The sequence below is a fragment of the Pyxidicoccus trucidator genome (assembly GCF_010894435.1).
Lineage (GTDB): Bacteria > Myxococcota > Myxococcia > Myxococcales > Myxococcaceae > Myxococcus > Myxococcus trucidator.
Map to the genome: position 1 here is coordinate 372382 of NZ_JAAIXZ010000005.1, position 24839 is coordinate 397220.

Annotated in this window: 17 protein-coding genes; 6 read left to right on the forward strand and 11 right to left on the reverse strand. The window is 69.4% G+C overall.

Going from position 1 to position 24839, the window contains the following annotated elements; all coding sequences use genetic code 11:
- Window positions 1–51: 51 nt before the first annotated feature.
- From G4D85_RS17455 to dgcN, 9 genes are all read right to left on the reverse strand, one after another.
- On the reverse strand, window positions 52–4110 hold the full coding sequence (locus G4D85_RS17455) for a DUF6531 domain-containing protein (protein ID WP_240359334.1): 4059 nt from the start codon (window positions 4108–4110) through the stop codon (window positions 52–54).
- On the reverse strand, window positions 4107–5414 hold the full coding sequence (locus tag G4D85_RS17460) for a hypothetical protein (RefSeq protein WP_164013632.1): 1308 nt from the start codon (window positions 5412–5414) through the stop codon (window positions 4107–4109). Before G4D85_RS17460 ends, G4D85_RS17455 begins: the two co-directional genes overlap by 4 nt.
- Before the next feature lie 27 nt (window positions 5415–5441).
- On the reverse strand, window positions 5442–7586 hold the full coding sequence (locus G4D85_RS17465) for a type VI secretion system Vgr family protein (protein WP_164013317.1): 2145 nt from the start codon (window positions 7584–7586) through the stop codon (window positions 5442–5444).
- 31 nt (window positions 7587–7617) lie between these two features.
- Window positions 7618–8664 (reverse strand): type VI secretion system baseplate subunit TssG, encoded by a 1047-nt coding sequence (gene tssG, locus G4D85_RS17470; RefSeq protein WP_240359335.1) that lies wholly within the window; start codon window positions 8662–8664, stop codon window positions 7618–7620.
- A complete protein-coding gene (tssF, locus tag G4D85_RS17475) occupies window positions 8628–10379 on the reverse strand; it encodes a type VI secretion system baseplate subunit TssF (RefSeq protein ID WP_164013319.1) in 1752 nt (583 codons plus the stop codon). Before tssF ends, tssG begins: the two co-directional genes overlap by 37 nt.
- A gap of 21 nt (window positions 10380–10400) precedes the next feature.
- Window positions 10401–10796, reverse strand: a complete 396-nt coding sequence (gene tssE / locus G4D85_RS17480) for a type VI secretion system baseplate subunit TssE (RefSeq protein WP_164013321.1) — start codon at window positions 10794–10796, stop codon at window positions 10401–10403.
- A gap of 363 nt (window positions 10797–11159) precedes the next feature.
- The gene (locus G4D85_RS17485; RefSeq protein WP_164013323.1) at window positions 11160–12998 is read right to left on the reverse strand and encodes a MutS-related protein; all 1839 of its coding nucleotides are present in this window, start codon (window positions 12996–12998) and stop codon (window positions 11160–11162) included.
- 82 nt (window positions 12999–13080) lie between these two features.
- A complete protein-coding gene (gene dgcA, locus G4D85_RS17490) occupies window positions 13081–14064 on the reverse strand; it encodes an N-acetyl-D-Glu racemase DgcA (protein ID WP_164013326.1) in 984 nt (327 codons plus the stop codon).
- A gap of 6 nt (window positions 14065–14070) precedes the next feature.
- A complete protein-coding gene (gene dgcN, locus G4D85_RS17495) occupies window positions 14071–15087 on the reverse strand; it encodes an N-acetyltransferase DgcN (RefSeq protein ID WP_164013636.1) in 1017 nt (338 codons plus the stop codon).
- A gap of 97 nt (window positions 15088–15184) precedes the next feature.
- Here dgcN and G4D85_RS17500 point away from each other — a divergent pair, with 97 nt between their 5' ends.
- The 3 genes from G4D85_RS17500 (at window position 15185) to G4D85_RS17510 (ending at window position 18291) form a co-directional block, all read left to right on the forward strand.
- Window positions 15185–15889, forward strand: coding sequence for a hypothetical protein (locus G4D85_RS17500; RefSeq protein ID WP_164013328.1), 705 nt, complete (start codon window positions 15185–15187; stop codon window positions 15887–15889).
- Between the two features lie 213 nt (window positions 15890–16102).
- Window positions 16103–17116, forward strand: a complete 1014-nt coding sequence (locus tag G4D85_RS17505; protein ID WP_240359336.1) for a sialidase family protein — start codon at window positions 16103–16105, stop codon at window positions 17114–17116.
- Between the two features lie 80 nt (window positions 17117–17196).
- The gene (locus G4D85_RS17510) at window positions 17197–18291 is read left to right on the forward strand and encodes a vWA domain-containing protein (RefSeq protein ID WP_240359337.1); all 1095 of its coding nucleotides are present in this window, start codon (window positions 17197–17199) and stop codon (window positions 18289–18291) included.
- A gap of 19 nt (window positions 18292–18310) precedes the next feature.
- On the opposite strand, the gene G4D85_RS17515 is transcribed toward G4D85_RS17510, so the two are convergent.
- The gene (locus G4D85_RS17515; protein ID WP_164013332.1) at window positions 18311–19984 is read right to left on the reverse strand and encodes a hypothetical protein; all 1674 of its coding nucleotides are present in this window, start codon (window positions 19982–19984) and stop codon (window positions 18311–18313) included.
- A 342-nt stretch (window positions 19985–20326) separates the two neighbouring features.
- On the opposite strand from G4D85_RS17515, the gene G4D85_RS17520 reads away from it, so the two are divergent.
- Window positions 20327–21184 carry a metallophosphoesterase family protein gene (locus G4D85_RS17520; RefSeq protein ID WP_240359338.1) on the forward strand — a complete coding sequence of 286 codons (858 nt, stop codon included), beginning with the start codon at window positions 20327–20329 and terminating at the stop codon, window positions 21182–21184.
- Window positions 21184–21777: a hypothetical protein gene (locus tag G4D85_RS17525; protein WP_164013336.1), complete on the forward strand. Its 594-nt coding sequence runs from the start codon at window positions 21184–21186 to the stop codon at window positions 21775–21777. Before G4D85_RS17520 ends, G4D85_RS17525 begins: the two co-directional genes overlap by 1 nt.
- 9 nt (window positions 21778–21786) lie before the next feature.
- Here the strand turns inward: G4D85_RS17525 and G4D85_RS17530 are convergent, their stop codons facing one another.
- Window positions 21787–23718 (reverse strand): sulfatase-like hydrolase/transferase, encoded by a 1932-nt coding sequence (locus tag G4D85_RS17530; RefSeq protein WP_164013338.1) that lies wholly within the window; start codon window positions 23716–23718, stop codon window positions 21787–21789.
- 190 nt (window positions 23719–23908) lie between these two features.
- On the opposite strand from G4D85_RS17530, the gene G4D85_RS17535 reads away from it, so the two are divergent.
- Window positions 23909–24829 (forward strand): LysR family transcriptional regulator, encoded by a 921-nt coding sequence (locus tag G4D85_RS17535; protein ID WP_164013340.1) that lies wholly within the window; start codon window positions 23909–23911, stop codon window positions 24827–24829.
- Window positions 24830–24839: the final 10 nt, after the last annotated feature.

A 24839-nucleotide genomic window follows, 5' to 3' on the forward strand; every position in this document is an offset into this window, starting at 1 on the left:
TCTCGCGCCGCTGCTCCGGATTCGCCCGAAGTCCGATTCGATGAACAACTTTCATAGGCCCAGCGCCTTCAATATCCCGGGGTACGATGAGTATATTTGCCGCGCGGCATCCCTAACCATCTCAGGATTCGCTGCGCCTGTTCCCTTTGTTCCGTAGGGAATCAGCGCCCGCCACGCATTCGTGAATACTTGGTGTTCCGTCGGCGTAACCGCAACAGACACCATCTGACGCGCTTTTTCGTTCATAACCTTCGCAAAGCGCTTCTCGAGCAGGTGATGCGCCTGGAGACCGGTCCCCTTGATCGCCTTGCCGAGTTGCCCGTAGGACTTCAGGCCGAACTCGCCCGCCCGAGAAAGCCCACCGAAGGCTTGTAGCGCACCCTTCGCGGCATCACCACATTTGCTCAGCCCCAAGGGATCGGTGGCAGAGAGTGGATCTTCGGGGTAGCCGTAAAGACGAGGCCCTGCCGCCAGCCCTAGCGGGTCCTGGCTGATGTAGCGCCCAGCCTCTGCGTCGTAGTAGCGGAAGCGATTGTAGAGGAGGCCCGTCTCCTCATCCTCGTACTGGCCAGGCCAGCGCCAGGGGCAGTGACGAACGGCGACGTCGGACCTTCCCACCCCGAAGGCATCCAACTGCATCCGCCAGGCGAGCTGACCCAGTTCGTCGTACATCTCGGTTGGCGCACCCAGGTGGTCCGTCACCACCGAGTAGCGCCCAGTCGCGTCCTCCCGCGCCATCGGGGAGAAGCTGTCCGGCTCGAACAACCACGTCGTGACTCCCTCAGCTGAAGCCACCTCGTGCAGGGGCACGTGCCCGTCCCACACGAAGCGCACCTCGCGCTTGGAGGCGGCCACGGGGCCTGCTCCTTCCGCGCCCAGCACCACCTTCTGGGTGCGTCTGTCCAGCGCGTCATAGCCCAGGAGCACACGCTGGCCATCCGGCCGTTGCACCTCGTGCAGCAGGCCCGCCCCGTTCCATCCATAGCGCCAGGTTCCCTGGGCCGTCTGCTTCTCCGTCAGGTTGCCGTCGGCGTCATATTCGTAACGGGTACCGTCCGCCTCCAGCAGCCGCCCGCCCGGTCCATAGCGCCTGTCTTGCCGCTCTCGGGTGCGGTAGAGGTTGCCCACCGCGTCCATGGCGCGGTGCTGGAGGCTGCCGTCCGGCCTTCGCTCCCCCACCAGCCGTCCCCGGATGTCGTGGAAGTACTCGGTGGCTCGGTCGTGCGCCGTGTCCGACATGGCCGCCAGCTGCCCCTCGGGGCGCCAGCGCCACGTGCGTTGAGCTTCCTTCCTCCCACCAACGAGAGTCCGTCTCTCGGTGGGAAGGCCGGCCTCGTCGTGCTTCCAGGCGGCGACCACACCGCCGGGCATCCACCGCGTCACCTCCAGCCCGCCCGCGTCCCGCTCCATCCGGACGGTCCACTCCGCCCGGCCCGGCGAGCTGTACGTCACGCCACTGACCGCGCCCAGTGCATCCCGCAGCAGCTTCTGGTGGGCCCCCAGGGTGCTCTCCACCTCCACCCGGTGACCGGCCGACGAGTAGCGTGACGTCACCTCGCCATCCGCCTGCTTCTCCGACACCACCCGTCCCAGCGCGTCCCGCTCCAGCGCCACCTTGCCTGACTCGTTCTCCGCCTCCAGCAGCGCTCCGTCCGGCCGGTAGCGGAAGGCGCGGAAGGTCCCGTCGCCGTAGTCCACCCGTGTCAGCCGCCCGGCCTCGTCGTAGGAGAAGTGCCGAGTCCGTCCGCTGGGCTGGGTGGCCTTCGAAATCCGGCCCGCCGCGTCGTACACGTAATGCCACGTGGCCCCGTCGAAGCCCTCCTCGCTCGCGACGCGGCCCAGCTCATCCCGCGTATAGCGATACACCTCGCCCGCCTCGTTCTTCACTTCCACCAGGCGGCCCTCGGCGTCGTGGGTCATGCCCAGTCGGGTGCCCGCCTCTTCGCGGAAGGCAGGCCAGTGGAAGCCCGCATAACCCATGCGCACCTGCCGCAGTGGCCCCTTCACCTCCAGGAGATTGCCCTCCGCGTCATAGCGGCTCTCCCAGGTGTCGCGGCCGGGCCCCTCGACTCGCACGGGCCTGTTCAGCAGGTCGTATTGCACCCGCTCCGTTCCACCGCGCGCGTCTCGCAGGGAGGTTCTCCGGCCTCGCCTGTCATGCTCCAGGCGCACCTGCGCCCCGGTAGGAAAGCGCACACGGATGGGGTTGCACTGCGCGTCGTACGCGTACTCCGTCCGCTCGCCGCCCGCACCCACCTCCGCCGCCAGCAGGCCGCCCTCGTATTCGTAGCGCCGCGCCTCCTTCAGGGGGTTGGTTTCCTCCAGTAACTGTCCCCGTACGTCGTAACGCCAACGCCAGACGCCACCGTTCGCATCAGTGGCCTCCTCGGGCAGGTTGTGGCCGTTGTAGCGCAGCACCACTGAGGCCCCGTCCGGACCCACCACCTTCGTGCGGTTGCCGCGCGCGTCGTACTCGTAGAAGGTGGCGAGGCCCAGTGCGTCCGTCTCCGCCACCAGCCGCAGCGCCTCGTCGTACTCCTTGCGCTTCTCCCCGCCCAGCGCGTCCACCTCCCTCACCACCACGCCGCGCCCGTCCGACGCGTACGTGGTGGTGTGGCCCAGCGAGTCCGTCACCTCGGTGACGCCGGCCTTCCTGTCGTAGCGCAGTCGGTGATTGAAGATGTCCCCGTCCCCCCAAGTGCGCACGCACCAGGCATCCGGTCCCTGGCCGTCGTACTCGAAGTGGAAGGACAGCCCCGTCCTGTCCGTCTCCCGGACCAGCACGCCACCTTCGTAGGCGTAGCGCGTGGCTTGGCCCAGGGCGTCCTGCGCCTCCAGCAGGTGCCCTGACTCCGAGTACACGTAGCGGTTGTGTGTCACCTGTCCCGGCTCGCGCGGATGCGGCAGTGCCACCCGGAGCAGGTGTCCCGCCGCGTCGCACTCGAAGAGCACCCGCCGGCCCGCGCTGTCCCGCACCCACCGCAGGTGCCCTTGCCCGTCGTACTCGTACTCCACCGAGTGGCCCACCCGGTTGCGCGTGCGTACCACCCGGCACACGCCGGCCTGCCGCTCCCCGGGAACGCCCCGCAGCTCATGAGTGAGGCCTTCCGCCGACTCCACCTCCCAGCGCTGCTCCGCCTCCCGTCGCAGCGTCAGCCGGTTCACCGGGTCATACAGCTCCGTCTGCACCGGCATCCGCTGCCTGGGAAGGCTCGCGGTGTTGAACTCAAGCTCCCTCCCGTCCTCCGCCCGGTACACCACGCGCCCGGGCTCCTCCCAGACAGCGAGGTCCAGCGAGTGGCTCCACCCGTACCCCACGGCCGTGTCCCGCCACCCCAGGCTGGAGGAGTAGTGACGCGTGAACCGCAACGGAATGGGCCCCGGCAGCTCCCAGTCCGTCGCCTCCGTCACCACCCGTCCCGTCACCACGTCCACCGGGTGCCCCGTCATGGAGCAGAGCTTTTTGTGGGTCCAGTCGCGGGCGCGCTTGCCCAGGCCCAGCTTGTTCATCACCCGGGCCGCCTTGCGGTGCAGGCGCTGGGACAGGGCCTTCATCCTCCGGCTGGCCTTCTGCGCCTTGCGGAGCTTCTTGAGTCCCTTGCCCAGGACTCCCATCGCCAGCTTCCCCGCCATGACCGACAGGGAGATGGTGGGGGGGCCTCCCACGATGACGGGCGGCCCCGCGGGGATGGAGAGCGCGATGGAGGTGGGCAGCTGCAGCGTCTTCGCTCCCGGCCCCTTCTTGCGCGGCGGCGACGGCATGCCGATGTCCTGGCAGCTCAGCACCGGCAGCAGCATGTAGGTGAAGGGCTCTTCATCCACCACCACGGTGGAGCTGCCCATGAACGTCTCGTTCTCATTCCCTGGAGGCTTGGCGAAGACCCCTCCAATGGGAAAGTGCGGAGGCAGCGTGCGACCGCCCGTGCCCGCTTGCGCTCGCGGCAGCCCGTTCACCTTCACCGTGGCACCGATGATGGGCAGGTAGTCGAACGGGTCGAACACGATTCCAATATGCGGGTGGGGAATGGGCACCACCGGGCCGGGCGGAGTGATGATGAAGTGGATGTCCACTCCCAGCACCGGGTCGAGATGCTTCACCGCGGGCATCATGCTGCCTGACCTCCCGCGGCCGGAGTCTCCGGACGCCAGTCATCTCCCAGGACCGACCGCACCTCCGACTCCATCGCCTCCGCGGCGCGTGCCCCCTGTCTCTCGTGGCTCAGTCGCACCAGCGCCTCCCCCACATAGGGCAGCGTCGAGGTCTCCCGCGTCGTGGCAGCCATGGCCCGGCCCACCTCCCACGCGCGCTGGCCGTGCTCCCAGGCCCGCTCCACCTCCTTCGTCACCTCGCGGCACCAGCTGGCCATGCGCCAGCACTCCAGCTCCAGGCGGGCGTCCTCCAACTGGCGCGCCAGGGGCGCCGTCTCCTCGTACAGCGTCGCCGCCTGGGAATGCTCCTGCGCCGTGACCCAGGCGGCTCCCTGAGCCAGGCGCGACCTCAACCGCAGCTGTGCGCCTTGTGGCTCGCCCTTCGCCGCCGACTCTTCGGCTGCTGCCTCCGCCTGGCGGTAGTGCTCGAGCGCCTCCTTCGGCCTTCCAGCCCCCAGCAGGGCGCCGCCCATCACGAAGCGCGCCGCGACCACCAACGCGTACAGACCTTGCCCGGCGACCACGGCCACCGCCTGGGCCCCCAGCCGCTCCACCTGTCCCACGTCGCCCTTCGTCGCCGCGTTCCCCATGCGGACGAAGAGCTCCCGGAACTTCCCTCCCGGTGTGTCCAGGTGCCCGGCCTCCTGAGACAGCTCCTCCAGGGCCCGCCCCATGGCCAGCTTCGCCGGTATCGTCACCACCCGCTCGGGCCAGACCTCGGCCAGCGGCTCCAGCCCCAGTGTCCTCGCGTCGTCCAGCACCACCAGGCGGACGTGCGCCGACGCGGCCTTCCGCACCGCGTCCTCCAGCCACTTCAGCCACGCGCCTGCGTCCGTTCCGCGCGCTGGCATCAGCACCACCGCCAGGTGCTCGCACAGGCTCTCGGAGTGGGCCCGCAGCGAGTCGCACGCGGCCAGGAAGGCGTCCACGTCCGTTCCACTGGCCTGCACCGGCGGGCACGTCCAGCCTGGAAGCCCTGCGTCGTCGAGGTCCGCGCGGCTCTCCTCCGCCAGCCGCACCAGGGCCTCGCGCAGCGCGTACCCGTACCGTGCCGGCTCATCGAAGGGCTCCTCCAGGCGGAGAAAGAGGTCCGGACACTCCCCGAGCCGCTCATCTCCCTCCTTGTGGAGGAAGGCCTCCACCATCCGCACCTCGTCCGGCTCCACCACCCAGCGCAGCAGGCGCGCCTCGGGAAGCTGGGCAAACTCCGTCCACTGGTCGTGTAGCAAATCCAGCCGCCGCTCCACCGCGTTCTTGCTCACCATCATCCGCTCCTGGGGGACGGGGCTGGCTTACTGGCGCCCACTGTCGGCCGGCGTGGGCGCCGTGGGTTGCGCATCCGCCGGTGTCTCTGGCGCGGCTGCGTTCACGCCACTGCCGTTGAGCGGCGCTCCTCCGCTGTTGAGGTTCACCACCGTCCCCATCACGGAGATGCTCGCCGCGTCGATGGTGATGAAGTTGCCTCCCACCTTCAAGGTCAGGCCCTGCGACGCCTCGATGACCACTTTGGGGGCGCTCAGGTGAATCTCCTTGCCGGCTTCCAGCGCGTGGTTGCTGCCCACCTTGAGCTGCACGTCCTTGCCCACGGTGATGGACCAGGTGTCCCCCACCTGCTCGTTGCGCTTGCCCCCCACCGACAGGTGGCTGTCCGCGTCCACCTTCTCCTTGCGGCTGGCCTGGATGTGGACGTCCTGGTTGCCCGGTCCATCAATGCCACCCACCAGCAGCTTCAGGTCTCCGCCGATGTGCTCCTGGCTGTGGCGGTGCACCTTGAGGTTCTTGTCCCGGAAGACCAGCTCGTTCTGGTCTCCGACCTTCCCATTGCTTCCCTCGCCGCCGATGGTCTGATGACGGTCGTTGAGGATGTTCTCCATGGAGTCGTGTTTGACGTGCACGTCCATGTTGCGCTGGGAGTGGATGAACACCTGCTCGGCACCCTTCTTGTCCTCGAAGCGCAGCTCGTTGAAGCCCTGGCCCCCGGGCGAGGTATTGGTGCGCAAGGTGCTCTTGGTCTTCTCGTCAGGGAGCGGGTAGGGCGTGGGGTTGATTCCGTTGTACACACGCCCCGTAATCAGTGGCCGGTCCGGGTCTCCTTCGATGAAATCCACCACCACTTCCTGGCCGATGCGCGGGATGAACATGCCGCCCCAGGCCTCGCCGCCCCAGGGCTGGCTGACCCGGACCCAGCAGGAACTCTTCTCGTCACGCTTGCCCTCGCGGTCCCAGTGGAACTGGACCTTCACCCGGCCGAACTCGTCCGTGTAGATCTCCTCGCCCGAGGGCCCCACCACGATGGCCGTCTGGATACCTCGCACCACCGGCTTCGGCGTCACCCGCGCCGGCCGGTACGGTACGTCCTCCGGCAGGCACGAGAAGTGGTTGGAGTAGCTCAGCTGCCCGCCAACCCCAGACTCCTCCTCCAGCACCTGCGGTTGGTAGCCCTCATGCGCCACCCCTGTCAGGAGATGGCGGCGATTGAAGAGCTTCCGCGCATGGCCCGTCAGCGTGAACATTCCTCCAGGCACGAAGCGCTCGCAGTCGCTCTCTCCGTGCCCCTCCACCCGTAGCGCCTGCCACTCCTCCATCCGCACCTGTGCCAGCGTCGCGCCCTTGGCCGGCGAGCCCCGGCCCGGCAGCTGGTACTCGCCCGGGTAGTCGTACACCTCCAGGTCCGCGTCCTTCGCCCCCGTGCCCTTCACCTCCATGGGCATGTTCGGACGCTTGAAGTTGAAGTCGCGCAGCGCCACCTGCCCCGGCTGCACCTCCTCCGTGAAGCGGAAGCGCTCCACGTGGTCCCCGTCCGTCACCATCCCCGTGCTGTGCCGGAAGGGAATCAGCTCGGCTGGAATCGCCTTGAAGGCGCTTGCGGCATCTCCCATCACCAGCACGTGCCCGTCCGGCGAGTGCTCGAAGAAGTAGAAGATGCCGTCCTCCTCCATGAGCCGGCTCATGAAGGCCCAGTCGGACTCGCGGTACTGCACGCAGTAGTCCCGCGGCTCGTAGCTGCCGCTCAGTGCCACCCGGTACTGGTCGCCCGCGATGCCCGCCGCCGCCAGCACCTTCTTGAGGATGTCCGGCGTCGTCATCCCCTGGAAGATGCGGCAGTCCTGCCGGTGCCTCAGCCGCCAGACCTGCGGCACCAGCGTGGCCCGATACAGGGTGTAGCGGGGGAGTGCCTGTACCTGCTCGAAGCGGCACACCATGCCGTGCACGCTCCGGGGCCCCTTGTCTCCCAGCACCGTCAGCAGCGCCGGCTTGCCGACGATGCTGTCGAAGTCCAGCGCCGGGCTCGTGCTGGCCAGCTCCAGGTGGAATTCGAAGAGGCCGGACAGCGCCTCCTGCCCGGAGAAGCGCGTGACCCGCAGCTCCGCCGCGCAGCCGGTCACCTCGAACCGGAACACCGCCGTGCTGCTCAGGAATGAGGACCTTGCAACCATGGTGACGGACCTCGAAGGAGAGGGGAGGGGCTCACGAAGAGCCGGGAACACTCACGTGCATGCGCCGGTTCGTGCCAATCCACGTGTCGCGGCCGAGCCGGCGCGGCTCGTTGCTGGTCAGCTGGAAGGACTGCTGCACGCTTTCTGCCAGGAACAGCTCGAAGCTGTACTCGAGCGGGTCGCGGATGAAGAGCTCCACCAGCTCGCGCGCCTGCGGGAAGAGGTCTCCTTCCGGCAGCAGTCGTTGCCACGTGCGCGGCGGCAGCGGGCCAATCTCGATCTGGAAGCGCCCCATGCGGTCCACCGCCTTGCTTCCCAGCAGGAAGTTGCGGCCGAGCTGGCGGTGCGCCCGCCCCAGTTGCGTGCGCGCGTCGATGTCCACCCACCGCCCCACGAACTGGTTCACCGTGACTCGCGCCTCGCCCAGGTGCTCGCCCAGAAGGTCTGTCAGTGCCAGCTCCAGCCGCTCCGCCGAGCGCGTGTGGCACGCCAGCAGGTGTGCGATGCGCAAGAGCCGCCACGGCGGCAGCGTGCCCGGCCGCTCCTTCTCGTAGGTGTCCAGGCCCGCGAGGCTCAGCATCCGCCGGGACCATTCGTCCGTGCAGTCCGAGGTCAGCTCGCTCGTCACCCGGTAGCGGCAGAGCACCCGAAACAAGAGTGACAGCAGCCGGTGGTGGAACAGGTCCAGGAACTCGCGGCGGACGGGGTGGTCCGGGTCCTCCTGCGCCACCTCCTCGGCCATCTGCGAGGGCAGGGGGCTGCTCGCGCCGGTGAGCCCGAGGAAGGTGGTGACCACCTCGAAGAGCGGCCGCTTCGAGTCCGGGACGTCCGGCCGGGCGGGCATCTGGCGCAGCGTGACTGCGCTGACATCTCCCGACGCGAAGGCCAGCGACGGATCATGCCGGAAGCGGATGCGCTCCTCCAACACCGGCCCGAGGTCTCCCACGCGGACCGCGTCCGGCGTCAGCCGCTCCAGGTAGGCCACGAGCTCGAAGAAGCCAAACTGCGAGGCCTGCGGCGCAAGCTGCTGCGCCGTCGCGGCTAGCAGATCATCTTCGCGCCGTTGCGCGGTGTCCACGTGTACTCCGTCTGAGAGGGGTGGAGGCGGACGGCCAGTTCGTGGAACGCGTTGAGCGTGACGTTGGTGGCGAGCAGCTCGTCGAGGATGCAACCAAAGAGGAAGGCGTCTCCCACGCCCAGGAAGCCGGACTCATCTAGCTCCAGCAGGGTGCGGTTGCCGCGCACGGCCACCCCGTCCAGGAAGCGGGTGCCCGCGCGCACCTGGGCCGAGCGCAGCGCGTTGATTCGCAGCCGGTTGGTACGCGCCGCCAGGTTGTCCGTCAGCGCATGGAAGTTGTAGAGGTCCAGCAGCCGTCGTAGCGCCGCGGCGTCCGACAGGGACTGCTGGTTTGCGGCCAGATGCGACAGCAGGCGCCAATGCAGCTCGGTGCCCAGGGGGGGCCGGGTGGGGCGGCTCACGGGGGTAATGTTGCGGAAGCGGGCGTTGATGGGGGACGAGGGCGTGGGCAGGCAGACGTCCCCCACCTGGAGCCGCGCGGGCAGGGAGCGGTTGGTGCACGTCAGCTCCACTGACAGCAGCTCCTCCCCGAGCGGCGCCGCGACGTCCCGGGCCGTGTCCAGCTGCAGCCACGTGTCGATACCCTCGTGCACGGGCGACAGGGCGCGCCGCAGGCGGTAGAAGGTTCGCTGCCGGTCCTCCTCGGCCATTGCATGGGCGAAGTCGTAGAAGGGCTTGTAGTGGTGCCGCTCGTTGCGACCCGTGCGGATGCCCGTCACCGAGTCCACCGAGTAGATCTCCGCGTGCTCCGCAGGCAGGTCTGCGGCCCTCAGCAGGTGCTCGCGGTCCAGTGTCCGGTGGCGGATGGGGTGTGCAGAGGCGGGGAACAGGTTGATGGCCGGCGCGCAGTGGAGCCGGAACGTCTCCCGGCCGATGCGCGCCTCCGTCGCTGGTGGACGCTCCAGCAGGAAGGACACCTCGAACCGGTCCTCCTGGATGATGCCCCGGGCGGCTTCCAGGTGCCGGACCTCGAAGAAGACGAACTTGTCCGGCAGCGTGAGGTACTCCTGGAGCTGGCGGTAGCCCTCAGGCGCATTGGGCCAGGGGAGCAGGCGGAAGTCCCGGTCGAAGCCGACCGGGTGGATGGCGTCTGGCCCCAGCCGTACCGTGCGCCCTGATGCTCCGCGCAGCTGTACCCCGCCGCAGTAGCGCAGCAGCCACAGCAAGATGTGCGAGCTGGTGACCAGCTCCGCGTGGATGAACAGCCTCAGGCTGCCGCCGGGCTTGAAGAGCTCCGTGCGGCCCTGCTCGGTGGTCTCGAAGACCAGGTGCAGGACGGGCGACGTGGCGGAGGAGCGGTCCAGCACCACGTCCTCCAGGGTGATGGGAAGCAGATCCACGTCCGCCGTGGTGCGGAAGGTGCAGGAGGTGCCGTCTATGGGGCGCGCCGCCAGTTCCGTGCCCGCCACGACCCGGGTGCGCCCGCGCAGGGCCCTGACTTGCGGCGTCAGCTCGACGATGGTGCACGCCGGCAGTGGGCGCAGGTAGTGGGGAAGCAGCAGGTCCGCCAGCACATGCACCAGCTCGGGAATGTCATTCTCGACCCGCTCGCGGATGCGCGCGGTGAGAAAGGCAAAGCCCTCCAGAAGGCGCTCCACATCCGGGTCCGCCCCTCCCTCGATGAGATGGCCGGCGACGCCTGGGTTGGATAGGCCAAACGCCCGTCCCATCTCGCGCAGGTAGGCGAGCTCACTCATGTAGTACTTGCTGAACATGCTTTTCCCAGCAGAGGAGCGTCAGCTCAACTCCATCCGCCCATTGGTCCCCACTCGCGTGCGCAGGCGCACCTGTCCCTGTGAGTCCTGGTGTACGAGCTGCGCCGTGATTTCGAATTGCAGAGCGAAGGGCTCGTTTTCACCTTCCACGTGGAGGACAATCACGTTGTTCAGCCGCGGTTCGAATGCCTCGATCGCCTGCTGAATGAAGCCCTGCAGGCGGTGGATTGCCGCCGGAAAGCTGTGGACCACTTCGTTGAAGTCCGGAATGCCGTAGTCCGGGTTGGACGCGACCTGACCCTTGCGCGTGTTGAGCAGCATTTTCAGGTGCTCAACGACTGGTTCCACGGGGTTGGACTGTCGGGGCGCATGAGGGTCCACCACGTCAAGGCGGGACAGAAGTCCGCGGATGGCCATGCGCCAAGGCTCCTGCAATTCACATCAATCGCTCAAATTGGAGCGGGCGCACGGTGGAATGCACCTTGATTCATTTATAACTAGACCTTTTAGCTATTTCAATACTCAGACGCAACTGTTGCCCAAGTGCGCTTCCGTCTGAAAATTATGCCTTGTCTGAAGTGGGCATGGGGAAGTTGCCCCGCAGGGCCATTGCAAAGCCCTCTGTGGGCGCGTGCTCAGGCTCTGCAATGCATTCACAGGCGTAAGGCGTCAGGACCTCGCTGTTTTGGCGGGTGTTCTATGACACCGCCTGGGGCGTGAATGACGCCACGCTTTGGAGGAGTACGCTGTTTGTCGTTGGAGCGGGCCTGCGGTTGTTCCTCACCGCGCCGGAGCCTCGGGGTCGTCCACCGGCACGCCGGCCAGCCTCAGCACGCGCAAGGCATTGGTCGTGTCCACCACGCCCTGCCGCAGCTTGTAGTCGAACACCATCTTCCCGTCCTCCAGGTGGTCCCGGAAGTGGACGTTGACCACGTGCGCGCCTGGGTCGTCCGCGAGCACGGCCAGGGACAAGTCATGCGTCGTCACCGCGCCGCACGCGCCCGTGCCCAGGAGCAACCGCAGCACCTCGCGCGAGGCAATCTGCCGCTCCCGCGTGTTGGTGCCGAGCAGGATTTCATCGAGCAGGAACAACGCCTGTCCCTTCGCTGCCTCCGCCGCATCCAGCACCGCCTTGATGCGCTGCACCTCCGCGTAGAAGTACGACACACCGCGCTCCAGCGAGTCCTTCACCCGCATGCTCGTGAGCACCTGGAGCGGCGACAGGCGGAACGTCTTCGCGCACACCGGCGCCCCCGCCAGCGCCAGCACCACGTTGGCCCCCATCGCACGCATCAGCGTCGTCTTGCCGCTCATGTTGGAGCCGGTGATGAGCAGGCCGTGCCGTGTGCCTGGCAGCGACACGTCATTGGGCACCGGTGCGTCCAGCAGGGGGTGTCCCAGCGCGGTGGCCTCCACGCGCGGACCCTGCGCCTCCAGCACCGGCCAGGCGAACTCCGGCCGGTCGTGCGCGAGGCCCGCCACGCACGACAGCGCCTCCAGCTCCGCGAGCGCCTCGAACCACTGCCGCACCTGCGCGCCATGCGCCTTGCGCCAGCGCTCCAGGGCAAACAGCGCGTGGATGTCCCACAGCGTGAGCCAGTGCACCACCGGGTGGAACTGGTGCCGCTTGAACTCGATGAACGAGAACAGCCGGCTGAACCGCGCGAAGTGTGCCGACACGGGCTTCTCGCCCTGCCGCTGCAGGCCGGCTTGGAGCTGGCGCAGCTTGGGATGCTCGAAGCGCTGGCCCTCCACGCGCTCGAAGAGGGGGGCGTAGCGCACGAAGCCGCGCTCTCCCACCTCCACGCTCTGGTCCATGGCCTGCAACGTGCGGCGGGTGATGACCGCCACCGCGAGCTGCGCCGCCAGCCCGGCCCACACCGACGAGTCCGGCAGCACGCCCGTCTCGCCCAGGATGTAGAGCGTCAGCGTCACCAGCGGCAGCACCACCGCCACGGGCCGCGCCCAGCGGATGGCGTCCAGCGACGGCCCCGACTCCGCCCAGCGGATGAACAGGCTCGGCTCCGCCTTCTCCTTCGCCACCACCCGCGAGTCCACGCAGAGGTCCTGCCGGAAGTCCACGCGCGGGGCCAGCTCGCGCGCCGCACCCTGGCGCGCCTCCACCTCCGCCGCCGCGGCGGGGCCGGACAGCCAGGCCGCCAGCCGCTCCTCGCCCGCGCGCGTGGCTGTCTCGTTCATGAGCTGGAAGAGGCTGCCCTGGCCGAACACGTCCAGATCCGGGGTGTACAGGTGGCTGCCGGAGAGGAAGCGCTCACCGCGCTCGGTGAACTCGTGCCAGCCGCGTCCGAGCCGAGCCAGGCCGCGCTCGTTGAGCAGCACGTACAGCCTCGCCCGGGCTTCGCGTCGAAAGACTCCGTGATGCAGCACGGCGAGCACGCCGTAGAGGCCGACGGCCCCCGCCGCGCCCCACCACCAGACCTTCGGCAGCCTCCCGGCGAGGATGAAGCCCGCGATGCCGACCGCCGCCAGGAAGGCGACGGTGCGCAGGTTGGCGTAGCGGGCGCTCACGCGGTCCAGCGCGGCCAGGTCCGCCTGCGCGGAGGCGCGGCGCTCGGTGTACGTGCGGTGCGGGGAGGGGCTCTCGGCGGTGGCGGACACGATGGCCGCGCATGCTGTGCGCCCACGGGTCCCAGGGCAAGCGGCACCTTCGGCCGCATGACGTGGAGAGGACGGTGCCTCGTCAGCCCCAGAGCTCGCGGGGCGGCCAGTACATCCGGCTCCCCTCGAACCGGATGCCCGGCTCCCTGTCCCGGGCGAGCAGCAGCGGCCCGTCCAGGTCCACCACGGTGGCGTGCCGGGCCACGAGCATCGCCGGCGCCATGGCCAGCGACGTCGCCACCATGCAGCCCACCATGAGCTGGAGCCCCTCCGCCCGCGCGGCGTCGGCCAGGGCCAGCGCCTCCGTCAGGCCCCCGGTCTTGTCCAGCTTGATGTTGATGGCGTCGTACTTCCCCAGGAGCGCCGCCAGCCCATGGCGGTCATGCGCGGACTCGTCGGCGCACACCGGGACGGCCCGGCGCAGGCCCTGGAGCGCCCCGTCATTCCCGGCGGGCAGGGGCTGCTCCACCATCACCACGCCCAGCTCGGCGCAGGCGTCGAACAGCGCGGGCAGCGCCTCCGGCTTCCACCCCTCGTTGGCGTCCACGATGAGCTGGCTTCGCGGAGCGCCCGCGCGGATGGCCCGCAGCCGCTCGATGTCCTCCTCGCCGCGCCCGAGCTTTACCTTCAGCAGCGGCCGGTGCGCGGCCTTCTCCGCGGCCGCGCGCATCGCCTCCGCCGTGTCGAGGCTCAGCGTGTACGCGGTGACGAGCGGTTGCGGCTCTTCCATGCCCAGCAGCTGCCAGATGGGCCGGCCGCTCCGCTTGGCTTCCAAGTCCCACAGCGCGCAGTCCAGCGCGTTGCGCGCGGCCCTGGGCTCCAGCACCTGCGCGATGCCGTCCCGCTCCAGCCCTGCCTCGATGCGCGGCCGCGCCGCCTCCATCGCGGCCATGACGCCCTCGAGCGTCTCGCCGTAGCGGGCATACGGCACGCACTCACCGCGGCCCACGGCGCCGTCCTGCTCCAGCGTGACGACCACCACCTCGGCCGACGTCTTCGAGCCCCGGGAGATGGTGAAGCTCCCGGCGATGGGCCAGCTCTCGTGCTTGACGGTGAGCTTGCGCATGGACGTTCAGCTCTTGCCGGGGAAGTGGTGCTCCAGCGCGTCCACGAGGGGGCCGACACCGGTGCGGATGGGGTCCACGCAGGGCAGCCCGTACTCGCGGCCGGTGCTCACCAGCAGCTCCAGGGCCTCCTGCTCGCCCAGGTGCTCGGTGTTGATGGCCAGGCCGGTGCACTGGATGCCCGGGTTGGTGAGCTGGCCCTCCAGAATCGTCCGGTCGATGACGGCCTGGATGGAGGGGAGGGGATGCTGCACGCCGCGCATCTTCGTGCGCGTGGGCTCGTGGCAGACGACGAAGGCGTCCGGCTGCGCGCCGTGGAGCAGCCCCAGGGTGACGCCCGCGAAGGACGGATGGAAGATCGAGCCCTGGCCTTCCACCAGGTCCCAGTGGTCCGCGTCGTTGGCGGGGGTGAGCCACTCGGCCGCGCCCGCGACGAAGTCCGACACCACCGCGTCGATGGCCACGCCGCGCCCGGAGATGAAGATGCCCGTCTGCCCGGTGGCGCGGAAGTCCGCCTTGAGGCCGCGTGCGCGCATCTCCTTCTCCAGCGCGAGCACCGTGTACTTCTTGCCCACCGAGCAATCCGTCCCCACCGTCAGCAGGCGGAGCCCCGGGCGCTTCGTGCCCTTGCCGGTGGCGAAGTCCATGTCGGGGATGCGCACGTCGTGCAGCTTGCGGCCCGTGCGCGCGGCGGCCGCGGCGATGGCGGGGAACGCGCTCAGCCGCTTGTGCAGGCCGGTGGCGATGTCCATGCCCGCGTCGAGTGCCTCCACCAGCTTGCCAATCCAGTGCTCCGGCAGCACGCCGCCCGCGTTGGCCACTCCGACGATGAGCGTCTTCGCGCCCTTCGCCTTCGCCTGGGCGATGTCCAGGTCCGGGAGGCCGCAGTCCGCCTTGCAGCCCTCCAGGCGGAGCTGGCCGACACACCAGTCGGGCCGCCAGTCGACGATGCCATGCGCCGTCTTCGCGGCGAGCTGGTCCGGCACGTCACCCAGAAACAGAAGGTACGGCTTCTCGATCTCCACCTGGGACCTCCGCACGCCCCACGTCCGGGGGCTGTGGGCCGGGCGTTTCAGCATGCCCGCAGGGTCCGGGCAAGGCCGGCGAGCGACCCCGTAGCTGATGCATCCGTCCGCCCGCTTCCTGCGGGAGCTGACCCTGGGCATTCCGAACTACGAGAGCGACAGCTCCTACGGCGGCGCCATCCAGGCCATCGTCGAGGCGGGCGGCTCCCGCTCGCTGCGGAGCTTGTTCATCGGAGACTTCAAGTACCCCGGCGAGACGGAAATCTCGTGGACGCCGGTGGGCAATGTCGAGCCGCTGTACGCCGTCCTGCCCCGGCTGGGCACGCTGCGGCTGCGCGGTGGCGGCGTGGTGCTGGGAAAGATTCGACTGCCGGAACTGCGCGAGTTCGTCATGGAGACGGGCGGGCTGCCACTGGCCGCGGTGAAGTCCATTGCCCGGGCGCAGTGGCCGAGCCTGGAGCGGCTGGAGGTGTGGTTCGGCAACCGTCACTACGGCGCGAAGGGCGGTGTCTCCGATATCCGCCCCATCCTGGACGGAAGAGGCCGTGGCGCAGGTGGCCGGGCTGTGCCCGGACGTCCAGCACCACTCCCAACAACGGTACATGGATCTCGTCGAGGCCGGCGACGGGTACCGCTTCGTCTCGGTGGGGGAGTAGCCCGCCGCAGGCTCAAGCGAGCGACGGGGGGCTCAGCTTTCTCTGCCCCACTGGAACCCCGATTCACGGGTGGGGCGGCGGAAATGCGCGCTGTCGTGTCCGGACGGGTCTGTCTTGACCATCACGATTTACAGGTTGCGAATTGAGTTGGACGGTCACCTTCCGGCACGCTGGTCGCCATGCCCTTCCCCCACCTGACGCAGCAGCCCCCAGTTCGCCGTCCCTCCCGATACTTCCTGGCAGTGGGCCTCCTCGCGGCAGCACTCGCCGCGTGCGCCCCGGAGGCCCCCGCCGCGGATGGCGAAGCGCCCCTTGCACAGCACGAAGCGGAGCTCCCGGCCGGAGGCTGGAGCACGCTGATGGCGAGCGGGGGCGCTCCGGTCCGGCACATCACCCGCCGCTCCGATGGCCTCCTGATTGGCGGCGTGAGCGCGGGGACTCGCATCGACGTCTGGACGAGCGCCAACGGAGGCGCGAGCTGGCAGCTCCGCGGCTCCGTCGCCAACAACCCGGCCGTGCAGTTCGGCGATGTGATGATGCGAGCCATCCCCGGGACGCGCACCATCTTCTGTGCCTTCCGCGAGCTGTCCAATGGGCAGTGGCGCATCACCGTCACCCGCAGCGACAACGACGGCGACCACTGGGTCTACGACAGCACCGTCATCGGCCCCGTCAGCCGCTTCGTGGGCGCGCCGTACCTCTTCCAGCGCGCCAACGGCGACCTGCAGGTCTACTACGACTCCGAGCCGCTCGCCGCGCAGCGGGGCTACCCCGGCCACCAGTGGATTGCCATGCAGGGCCGCAGCGGCACCACCGGCGCCTGGACGGCCTACGGCGTCGTCGCCGTGGCCTGGGACAAGCGGGCCGGTGCGCTGAACCGCGAGGGCATGCCCACCGTCGTACAGCTCGGGGGAGACCGCCTCATGGCTGTCGTCGAGGGCGTCGAGCCCTTTGCCACCGGCGGCGCCCACGCCAACGTCATCAACGCCGTCCAGTCGTGGGACGGTGGAAGGACGTGGGACGAGTCGCTGCGCCGCACCGTCTACCGCTCCCGCGTCGATTCGGGCTCGGGACGGCGCTACAACGCCTACGTGCCCTCCGCCATCCGGGTGGGCAACGGGCCCGTGGGCGTCGCGTTCTGCACCGACGAGGACAAGGCGGGGCCGCCCGACTCCGCGAGCGCCCCAGTCCCCCAGCGCAACTGCCACGTCGGGTACGTCAGCACCACGGTCAACTTCGAGACCTGGTCCGCTCCGAGCGCCGTCTGGACCGCGACCTCGCGCAACTACACGCCGGGCCTCTTCGAGCGCGCCTCCAACGACGTCATCGTGCTGATTGACGCCCTTGGAGACAATCGCGTCCTCCGGCGCTGAGGGGGCGGTTCCACGCCCGTCGAATGTCAGACCCGACACGTATGGTTCTCCTCGTCGGCACACACGAGGGGGCCATACACATGGGCACGTCAGTCATTGATAACCGCGTCGAAATCGCCTTCAGCTTCGACACCACGGGCAGCATGTATCCGTGTCTCGCGCAGGTGCGGAAGAAGCTGCGCGGCACCGTGTCCCGGCTGATGAAGGAGATTCCCGGCATCCGCATCGGCGTCATCGCGCACGGGGACTACTGCGACGCAGGCTCCACCTATGTCACCAAGGTGCTGGACCTGACGGACGACGAGAACGCGGTCGTCCGCTTCGTGGACCGCGTGGGGCAGACGGGCGGCGGTGACGCGCCGGAGTGCTACGAGCTGGTGCTGCGCGAGGCCCAATCCCTCTCATGGACGACGGGGTATACGCGCGCGCTGGTGCTGATTGGCGATGACGTGCCGCACGCGCCCAACCAGAACCCGAAGAAGCTGGACTGGCGCAAGGAAGTGGACGCGCTGGGGAAGATGGGCGTGCCGGTGTACGGGGTGCAGGCGCTCGCGCGCCGCCATGCGACGCCCTTCTACAAGGAGCTGGCGGAGAAGTCGGGCGGCTTCCACCTGAGCCTGGACCAGTTCGCCCACGTCACCGACATGCTGCTGGCCGTCTGCTACAAGCAGTCGTCCGACACGCAGCTCCAGGCCTACGAGGCGGAGGTGGTGAAGGAAGGCCGCATGAGCCGCGGGCTGAACGCCATCTTCAGCACGATGCTCAAGCGCAAGACGCCGTCCATCTACGGGGAGGCGGACCTGCGCTCGGTGCCGCCGGGCCGCTTCCAGGTGCTGGACGTGGACAAGGCCATGCCCATCAAGGACTTCGTGCACGAAAACGGCCTGGGCTTCAAGACGGGCCGCGGCTTCTACGAGTTCACCAAGACGGAGACCATCCAGGGCCACAAGGAAGTGGTGCTGATGGACCGCAAGACGGGCGACCTCTACAGCGGCGAGCGCGCCCGGGAGCTGCTCGGCCTGCCCGAGGGTGAGACGGTGCGCATCCGCCCCGCGAGCCTGGAGAAGTACACCGTCTTCGTCCAGAGCACGTCCGCCAACCGCAAGCTGATGGGCAACTCGAAGTTCCTCTACGAGGTGGAGGACTGGGACGGCGGGAAGGCCGCCGCGGCGTAGCAGGCCGCCTCGGAGCCCTTCACGCCCTGGCCTCCGGAGGCGCTTCCGGGGAGCTTCCGGGGCGTGGCGGAGCGTCGAGCTGCGTGAGGATGGCCTCGTAGATATCGGCGAACTGGCTCAGCCGCTGGAGCTCCTGGGGCGTGCCGCTCCACCGGACGGCGAGCAGCTTCAGCTCTTCCTCCAGGTAGGTCCCGAAGTGCTCGGCGAAGAGGGGGAATTGGCCCAGGCACTTCGCGCTCTTCCCGGAAGGAGCCTGTCCGGTGTGGAGGGCGTCACCGAGCTGGACTCCACAGCGGTTCAGGGCCCGGCTGATGGCCTGGACGAGACGGCCGCGCAGCGCGGAGGTCTTCACGCCCCGGTGGTGCCAGAGGTTGGTGAGGAGCTGGACATGGAAGTCCTCGGACAGGTTCGCGCCGATGTGGAAGAGGACGGGCAGCCCGAGCTCCGCGCGCGTGGACAGCTCCTGGAACACCGCCATCGGGTCGGGAAAGACGGGGCCTTGGGCATGGTCGTTGCCAGCGGCCTTGGGTGTACCGTTCGGTGCACAGGCCCGGGCCTCGAGGACGCCGAGATAGAGCGCGCACATATCAATGGCCCCGCGGATGCCCAGCTCTCGCGCCGGGACGATTTTCTGTCGCAGGTAGGTGATGAGGATGGCCTGGTCAATCCAGTCGATGACCCGGTGGAAGGGATAGAGCGTCCTGAGGGTCAGCTCCACCGGGTCCACGGTGGCCAGGTGCTGGATGTTGGCGATGCCCATCTCCTCGAGCCGTTCGATGGTGGGTTCGTCCAGCCCGTCCACGTACTCCAGGGAGTAGTTGCTCGTGCCGGCGGCCTCCGGCCTCAGGAAATGTCGCGCCTTGTCGCGCAGGGCCTCATAGCCCCAGGAGGGAAAGGCCCCGACGACGAAGTACACGAACAGGCCCATGCCTGACGTAATCGTGTCCTCGCTGCTGAAGATGCCCGTCAGACCGATGGCGAACCCGATGACCATCATCAGCGTCGCCCGGAGTGTCGCGCTCATCAGGCACTCGGTGGACAGCGCGGAGGCGTTGATGCGGTGGATGAGGACCACCACCGTATAGGTGTAGACGCCGTAGCCCGTGAAGACGATGCCCTCGATGCCTCTCTTGAAGGCCGGCTGCAGCGCGGGGTCGCCAAACTCCACGCCCGGCAGGTAGCCACGCGTGAAGAAGAGCGCGTCCGAGAGCGCCGCCAGTCCGAGGAAGGGGCCGGACAGGAGCATCGCGCCCAGCAGGTATTCGAGGGGACGAGGGCGGTGGAGCTCCAGCTCCTCTTCCACGGGGAGGCGGTTCGTCCGCGAGTCGCTGTCCCGGTAGCCCGTCTCCAGGAAGAACGGCTGTCCGTCCGAACGGGACCTCGCGAAGTCCCGTCGGAACTCGAGGTAATACAGGGTGTTTTCCTGGCGCATCAGGGACTCGCGCTTGCGGCCCAGCGCGTAGTAGCCGAAGGCCAGGAGGCTGGGGGTGACGGCGAGCAGCGCGGCGAGGTTGTTGATGATGAACTGGCCCGTTCCCTGGAAGCGCTCCGGCTGGAAGGTGCCGCCGAGCTGCCCGGGTTGGGCCGGCCCCAGACAAAATAGATAGGCCGCCACTCCGGCGAGCAGCACCAGGAGCAGGGAGGCGCTATACGCGCGGGACAGCCCCGGGTGCCGGATGCGGTAGCCCTTCACCTGGCTCGTGGATTCGTCCAGGCGGCGGACACACCGCGCCAGCAGGCGTGGGGGAACCTCGCTGGAGGCCGCATCCGCCCGTGGGTCGCTCGGCGATGGAGCTCCGTCCCTCCTGGAGCGTTCGCGCGAGCGTCCGCTCCTCCAGAGCCTCTCTGCCCATTCCATGACGCTTCTCCCTCGCGGGGGCTCGTTTCCGGCTCCCGCTCCCGAGGAGGCCGAGCCGTGAAGTTCCGGATGTGACGGCGCCGAGGGCGGGTGGTCCTCCCGGCGAGCGAGCCTGAGCCGCGCTGTCGGCCCTGGCGGTGAGGGCGTCCCAGGCCCGGGGTATGTGTCCGGCAGTCGATGCGACTGCCTCGTCAGCGTGTCGCCTCATCGACTTGTGGGCACCGCGGGTTGAAGGCGGAGGGCACCGTCATTAGCTCGCAGCCCGTGCGCTTCTGGGTGCCATGGCTGCTGCTCTGCGCGGGTTGCGGCGTCTTCGAGTTCCACCCCTACGAGCTTCGCGGGATGGACGGAGACCGGCATGCGCGGGCCCTCGAGCGGTTGCGAAGCGAGGCCGGAGACGGCCCGCTGCGCTTCGCGGTGCTCGGGGACATCCAGCTCTTCCTGGACGAGTCGGGCGCCGCCGTGGAGGACCTGGAGCAGCGGGACGTGGACTTCGTGGTGCAGGTCGGCGACCTCACGGAGTACGGCTCCGCGCAGGAGTACGCGTGGGTGGCCCGGCTCCTCGACAGGCTGCGGGTGCCGTCCTTCGCGGTGCTCGGCAACCATGACGTGCTGGGCACCGGGGCGGACATCTACCGGAGGACCTTCGGGCCGACCTTCTTCTCCTTCCAGCACGCGGGCAGCCGCTTCGTCCTCTTCGACTCCAACTCCCGCGAGTATGGCTTCCCGGGCAACGTCCCGGACCTGGAGGCCCTGCGCGAGGCGCTCGCGCCGGAGCCGGGCCTCTTCCACACCTTCACCTTCTCCCACGTGCCACCCGGGCACGGCGACTTCGACGCCTCCCTGGCCGGGCCACTGGAGCAGCTCCAGGCGGAGCAGGGTGTCTCCGTCTCCTTCCACGCGCACATCCATCAATTCGGCAGCGAGGTGCGGCAGGGCGTCCGGTACTTCGTCGCGGACTCGCTCGACCACCGCAACTACCTGCTGGTCACCGTCGATGGACCCCTGGTGCGCGTCGAGCAGGTCTTCTTTTGATGCCGGCGCCCTGGCACCTGCGAGGGCTCCTCCTGGCGCTCCTCCTCGTCTCGGCGGAGGCCCGTGCGGAGTCGCCGGAGGACGAGCGGCCGTGGTTCGTGCCGGACCAGGCGGCGCTCCAACTCGCGGGCTCCATCGGCTTCCTCTCCGCGGGGCCGGGCTGGGGCTTCTTCGACGACAAGGTGGAGGCCGGCTTGCTGCTGGGCTGGGCGCCGCCCGCCGTGGCGGGAGAGGACTTCCTCACCGTCACGCTCAAGGGGCAGTGGCACCCGTTCCGGCTCGACTGGCGGGGCTGGACGCTCCGGCCGCTCACGGTGGGACTGCTGCTCAGCTACACCTTCGGCGACGCGTACTTCGTGGGGCTGCCGGACCGCTATCCCGACGGGTACTACTGGTTCCGCACCGGGCTGCGGCCCGCCGTGCTGCTGGGCGCAAGCGCGGGGCGGCCGGTGTCCGCGCTCGGCCTGCGACTGCTGGAGGGGTACGTGGAGCTCGTCGCCACCGACTACCGGCTGGTCCACTTCCTCCGGAACCCCGTGACGGTGGAGACGGGGCTGTTCTCGCTGGCCCTGGGCGCGAAGCTCCGGTTCTGACGCCGGGGCTCACGGCGCGGCGGGGCCTGCCGCCGCGGGCGTGGACCGGGAGTCGGGTGCGCTCACCGGCGCGGAGCCGGGGTGCTCCGCTCCACCGCGCAGCCGGCGAAGGATGCGCGGCGCCTCCGCGGCGAAGCGGGCCTGGGCGTCGGGCAGCGGCTGGTCCCTCACGTCGGTGAGCTCCGTGCCCGGGAGTCCCGCGCCGAAGCGAATCTTGAGGTGCTGGCCGATGAGCGCGTAGCGGGGCTCCCAGCCGATGGTGGTGAGCAGGTAGCGCGACGGGTCCGGCCGCGTCATGGGAATCCCGTCGCCCAGCAGCGCCGGGTCATGGGTGTCGCCGAGCAGGTCGAACAGCGTCGACACCACGTCGACGTGGCCGGTGACGGCGTCCACCTCGCCCGGGGCGAGCCGCTCGTCGAAGATGAGCATGGGGACGTGGAGCTGGTACGCCGTCACGTCGGTGGCGTGGCCGACGCGGCCGTACTCGCGGAACTCCTCGCCGTGGTCTCCGGTGAAGAGGGTGAGCGGCCGCCTGCCCCGGACGGCCTCGATGCGGGACAGCAGCGCCTCCACCTTGGTGTCCACCTCGTAGGCGGCATTCCATGCGCGGGCCTTGAGGTGCTCCCCGGGGACGCGCGTCGTGGCAAGGCCGCCCGTGCCGTCCCACGCCGGCGAGAAGACCTCCGAGCGGGGCGGGTAGTCGTAGTCGAAGTGCGTGCCGGCGAAGAACAGGAAGAGGAAGAGCGGCGTGTCCGACGGGGCCGTCTCCACCACTGCGAGCGCGTCCTTCACCATGGCCTCGTCACGCAGGTGGCTGCGGCCTTCGTAGTCGGTGCGGAGGCCGCCCTGCACGTCGCGGAAGACGGTGTCCTTCAGGCCCATCCAGTCCACCGACGACGCGGCGAAGAAGACCTGGTGATAGCCGTTCTGCCGCAGCGCGGGGAAGAGCAGGGGCGTACGCCCGGCGCCCACCACCGCGTCGCGCCGCTGGGCCTCCAGCCCGAAGAAGAGGCCGAAGAGGGAGTAGTCGGTGGAGCTCGCCGCGCTGTGGTGGAGCAGGAAGCGCGTCCCATCCCCGGCCCGCCGCCACAGGTTCGGCATCACGTCCTGGCGGAAGAAGTCATCGCGCAGGCTCTCCGCGAGGATGATGACGATGTCGGGCCGACGGGTGAAGCGCACGGCGGCCGGGTCGATGGTCGCCGCGGGGACTCCGGCCTCGGGACTCACGCCCAGGCGCAGCCCGGCGGCGGGTGTCTGGCCGGTGAAGCGCGTCAGCAGCGTGTTCATCCGCACCGGCGCCTGGAGGGGCAGGGTGGTGGCGGCGTGCTGGACGGCGCCGCCGTGGGAGAAGATGAGGTACGCGCTCATCAGCCGCTCTCCGGCGCAGAGCACCGTCAGCAGCAGCACGGCGCGAAGCACCCGGCGCGGGCCGTGGCGCCGCCGCAGGAAGAGGACCCCCGCCCACACGTCGAGCCCCAGCAGCGTCACCGCCCCCGCCGCGACGAGCAGGACCTCCGCGGAAGAGAGGCCCGTCTCCGCCAGCGCGCGGGGCTGGAGCGCCACCGCCAGGACGAGTCCATTGATGTGGAAGCCCAGGGACGACAGCACGAGTGAGTCCACCCCGAGCAGCGCCACGCCCACCGCCACCACCACCGACACACCCACCACGTAGTGGCGGCCGAGCAGCACCAGCGGCAGCGCCACCACGAAGACGAGGAGTCCGAGGAACAGCGACTGGACGACGCCTCCCGCCAGCACCAGCGGGCGCAGGGCCGGGGCCAGTCGCTCGGCGGCGGAGAGCAGGGAGCTGCCGAAGAACCCGAGCGAGAGCAGCCCATGCAGCACGCACCACAACAGGGCGGGGCCCAGGAACGGCCGGGCCGCTTCCAGCCGGCGGCGGAGCCCTGCCGTGGCGGGAGGGGCGTGAGGCAATCGAGACATCGCGCTTCCTGCTAGCCCGCCCCTGGCGGATGTTCAAGAAGTGACGAATGCCCGGCCGCTCCTCCACCCAGGGGGCGTGACGCGGCCTTCTACCCGCCACCCGGGCGCGGAGCCAGACGCGTTGCGGCGAGGTCGGGTCGCGCTGGAGGAAGCCCGTGTCGCCCGGGAAGCCCGGTGCCAGGATGGGCGCATGCCCCCGCGCAAGCTCGTACGACACCTCGTCTGGTTGGAGTCCTTCGCCGCCGCCGTGGAGGCCGGCAGCATCGAGGCCGCCGCCGAGCACCTGGGCGTGGCGCGCTCGGTGGTGAGCGAGCACATCCGCGCCCTGGAGGTGGCCCTGGCGGAAGGCGCCTCCCTCCTGGAGCGCGGCCCCGGCCGCCGCCTGCAGCTCACCGCCCGGGGCGAGCGCCTCTTCGCGGGCACGCAGACGCCCCTGCACCAACTGGACATGAAGCGGCTGCGAGACCTGGCCAGCGCCGAGCCGGTGGTGCGCCTGGGCCTCAATCCCACCCTGTCCCTGTCCCTGCTGGGCAACGTCGCGCGGGAGGCCGCCGCCCAGGGCCTCAAGCTGGTGCTGAGCTTCGGCGGGCCGCATGACCTGACCCGGCAGGTCCAGACGCGGCAGCTCGACCTCGCCCTGGACTTCACGCCCCTGCCTCCCCACGAGGGCGTGGAGTCCGAGTCCCTGCTGCGCATGCCCTTCGTGGTGCTGGCCGGGCCCGACAACGCGCTGGTCCGCGATGCCGCCTCCCGTCGGACGCTGCACGTGAAGGAGCTGGAGGGCCAGCCCTTCGTCGACTGGCTGCGGGACGACCCGTACGGGGGCGCCAACAGCGCGCGCTTCACCACCCACGGGGTGACGGTGGTGGAGGTGGCCCGCGCGGAGAGCTTCCTCCTCATCTACGAGTTGCTGCGCGCCTTCAACGCCTGCGCCATCGCCCCGGACCTGCGCCTGATGCACCCCTTTCCACCGGACATCCGCGCCTGGCCCCTGCGAGAGGAGGAGCCCCAGGCCGTGGAAGTCGTCGCCCTCTGGCCCTCCGGCTCGCTCAGTCCGGGCGCTCGCACCCTCCTGGATGGGGTGAGGCATATCCACTCGCCTCGTCGTTAAAACGACGAAG